4 protein-coding genes are annotated in these 2,903 nt (G+C 49.8%); all 4 read right to left on the minus strand.

Going from position 1 to position 2,903, the window contains the following annotated elements; all coding sequences use genetic code 11:
- A partial coding sequence (locus RGAI101_RS21095) for an NAD(P)/FAD-dependent oxidoreductase (protein WP_037230683.1) occupies nucleotides 1-927 on the minus strand: 927 nt, incomplete at its 3' end.
- 107 nt (nucleotides 928-1,034) lie between these two features.
- Nucleotides 1,035-1,844: an ABC transporter permease gene (locus RGAI101_RS21100; RefSeq protein ID WP_083792138.1), complete on the minus strand. Its 810-nt coding sequence runs from the start codon at nucleotides 1,842-1,844 to the stop codon at nucleotides 1,035-1,037.
- Nucleotides 1,841-2,710: an ABC transporter permease gene (locus RGAI101_RS21105; RefSeq protein ID WP_037230685.1), complete on the minus strand. Its 870-nt coding sequence runs from the start codon at nucleotides 2,708-2,710 to the stop codon at nucleotides 1,841-1,843. Before RGAI101_RS21105 ends, RGAI101_RS21100 begins: the two co-directional genes overlap by 4 nt.
- A partial coding sequence (locus tag RGAI101_RS22265) for a hypothetical protein (RefSeq protein ID WP_037230687.1) occupies nucleotides 2,703-2,903 on the minus strand: 201 nt, incomplete at its 5' end. The genes RGAI101_RS21105 and RGAI101_RS22265, both read right to left, overlap by 8 nt.

The following is a 2,903-nucleotide window of genomic DNA, read 5'->3' on the forward strand; positions in this document are numbered from 1 at the left end:
GAGCGGCCTCAGTGCACCCCAAGCGCGGACCATCCGTGCATGTCCGAGTATAGGGAATGTGTCTACTGCTCGGCGCGCAAGAAACTCGATCTTGTCAGGTGATGTGCTATCGTCGTAACCAACTTGTTCGGATGTGGACCCAAGTTGAACTGAACCTTCCTTTGTCTGGCGACATTTATTTGTTGGATAATCTAGGAATGGTTTCATCCGCTCTGTAATAAGGACTTGTCCCCGGGTCGGTTTGATGGCGGCATGGAGCCCCACCTGGGACGCAAGCGCGGCATTGCCGAGACCGGCAGCGAGCACAACTCGGTCGCTTTTCCACGACTGTCCATCTTTTGCAACGATATTAAACGTACCAGTGTCTACGCCCCGATCTATTGTTGCGACGTCAACATTCGATACGCTTTCGATCCCCTTAATTAGCATTGCTGCTTGAAGAGCGCGCATGAGCATCAATGGATTAGCCTGTCCATCGAGCGGGCAGTAGCTACCACCCACCACAGCGGAACCAAGCTCTGGGAAGAACTCTTTCAGTCGCTTCGCATCCATCATTTCGAAAGGGACATCTCCACCAGCGCAGTTAATGCTCTCTAGTTTTTCAGCACGGTCTTGCACTTCTTTGTCGCTAAAACCGAACCAGAACCCTCCGAGTTGCTCTAATCCAGAATCAACGCCAGTAAGATCAAAAAGCTCTTTTTGAAGTTCGGGCCAAAGCTTCAGGCCGCCTTTTGTCCATCGGACGTACTCTGGGTGATTATTTCCTTTTCCATGAAGCCAGATTAGCCCGAAGTTTCCACGCGAAGCTCTGTGGGCGGTATCCCCTTGGTCGAGGACCCGGACGTTTAGGCCTTCCCTTGCCGCACCATATGCAATGGCACTTCCGAGAAGACCACCTCCAATGACCGTCATTTGTTGCTTGTACATTTTTCTGTTCCGCTTAAAATTTTCACAGGGCACGCCAGTTTTGGTCGCTGGTAGCAACTTCTCAATTTCGCCGATCCATTAGAAATGATCGAATAAAAGATTTCCGGTTACTTCTTCCCAACCAGAACTCTCTCGAGGCCGACGATCCGATCAAGTGCAATCATTGCCACCAGTGTACCCATGATCATTACGGTGGAGACGGATGTCGTTACAGGATCCGAAGAGAACGCAATCCGGTGATAAAGTGCCACAGGAAGTGTAGTCGTGCCGGGCGTCGCGACGAAAATCGTCATGGTCACTTCATCAAAGCTCTGAATGAAACACATTACCCAACCACCAGCCACACCAGGCATAATCAGAGGCAAGAGAATTCTTCGAAAGGTTATCCATCGAGTTGCACCAAGCGACCTCGCCGCTTGTTCGGTCTCTCTATCCAAGCCTGTCATCGCAGCAAGTGTCAATCGAAGCGAAAACGGAACAACGATGAGGGCATGGATAAGTACCATTGCTATGAACGATCCCGTCAGACCCATGATCGAGAAAAACCTAAGGAACGCAATTCCGAGAACGACATGTGGTATCATAAGAGGGGACATGAGAAATGCCATCACAGCGTCTCGCCCGCCAAAGGTATAGCGAGAGATGGCAATTGCGGCAGGTATCGCCATTGCGGTTGCTACGGTTGCAGATAGTAGTCCCAAGCTCAATGATAACCAGAAGGCATCAATTAGTTCTGGTGTCTCAAGTATCTTGCGATACCAGCGCAGAGATACGCCATTGAATGGCATAGATACGAAGTCAGTCGCCGAAAACGAAACAAGGACGACCACAACTAGGGGCGAAAGGATGAAAATTGTCAGGAGTGTATGAAACAAAACTGCTCCAAATCCATTTCGGCCGATTGAATTTTTGCTCATGTGAAAACCTGCTTGAATCGGCGTTCGATTAACCGGTTTGATCCGATGACAATCGCCGCTATACCTATTAGGAGAAGCATTGAGATTGCTGCTCCTAAGGGCCAATTGAGTGATGTGAGAAACTCGTCGTAGATTGCCGTAGTCACGACTTTTACGCGCCGACCACCAATGATCGCTGGGGTTGCGAAGGCGGAGGCTGACAGTGTGAAGACGATAAGCCCGCCGGAAAGGATGCCTGGCATCAACTGGGGGAGTGTCACGCGCCGAAAAGTAGTCATCGGTCCCGCTCCAAGTGACCTAGCAGCATTCTCGACCTGTGGGTCCAACTTATGCTGCGCGCTCCAAACGGCAATCACCATGAATGGCAGGAGAACATGAGTCAGTACAATAACGATGCCAGTCATTGAGAATAGGAACTGAACTGGGGCATCAACAACACCCACCCACATTAAGATAGAATTCAATGGACCTTGGCGGCCCAGAAGAATTTGCCATCCGAGCGTTCGTACTACCACGGATATTAATAGTGGTCCAAGGATTACCACGAAGAACAGCCCTTGTAAGGAAGAACGCATTCTTCCAAGAATGATTGTTTCGGGCACCCCAAGCAGGATGCAGATTATGGTTACGCCTAGTGCCATTCCGGCGGTACGTGCAAAAAGTTCGTAAAAATAGACGTCCGTTAGAATTTCGAGATAGTTATTGGGTGTAAAAACGTCCTGTATTCCCTGCATTCCCTCGAAAGCGTTAAATGACAGGATTATCAGTAGTGACAGCGGTACAGCCAAAAGACCGACAAACAACAAAAGGGATGGAAGCGTTAGGAGCCATGGCGAGGTTATGCGTGGAGAGCTTTGATTAGGCATTGCTAGCAGCCTTTTTTCCGACGAGTTGGAGATCATTTTTGGCCCAAAAAACACCCACCTGACCTCCCTCTTCGGGTTGGGCCAGTCCTGTATTCTGCACAGTGACGCGAAGGAGGCCAACCGGTGTGTCTATATCGTAGAACAACACGCCACCGAGAAACAGTTTTGCCTTAATTTGACCGTCAATGCAGCC

The organism is Roseobacter sp. GAI101 (assembly GCF_000156335.1).
Classification (GTDB): Bacteria; Pseudomonadota; Alphaproteobacteria; order Rhodobacterales; family Rhodobacteraceae; genus Sulfitobacter.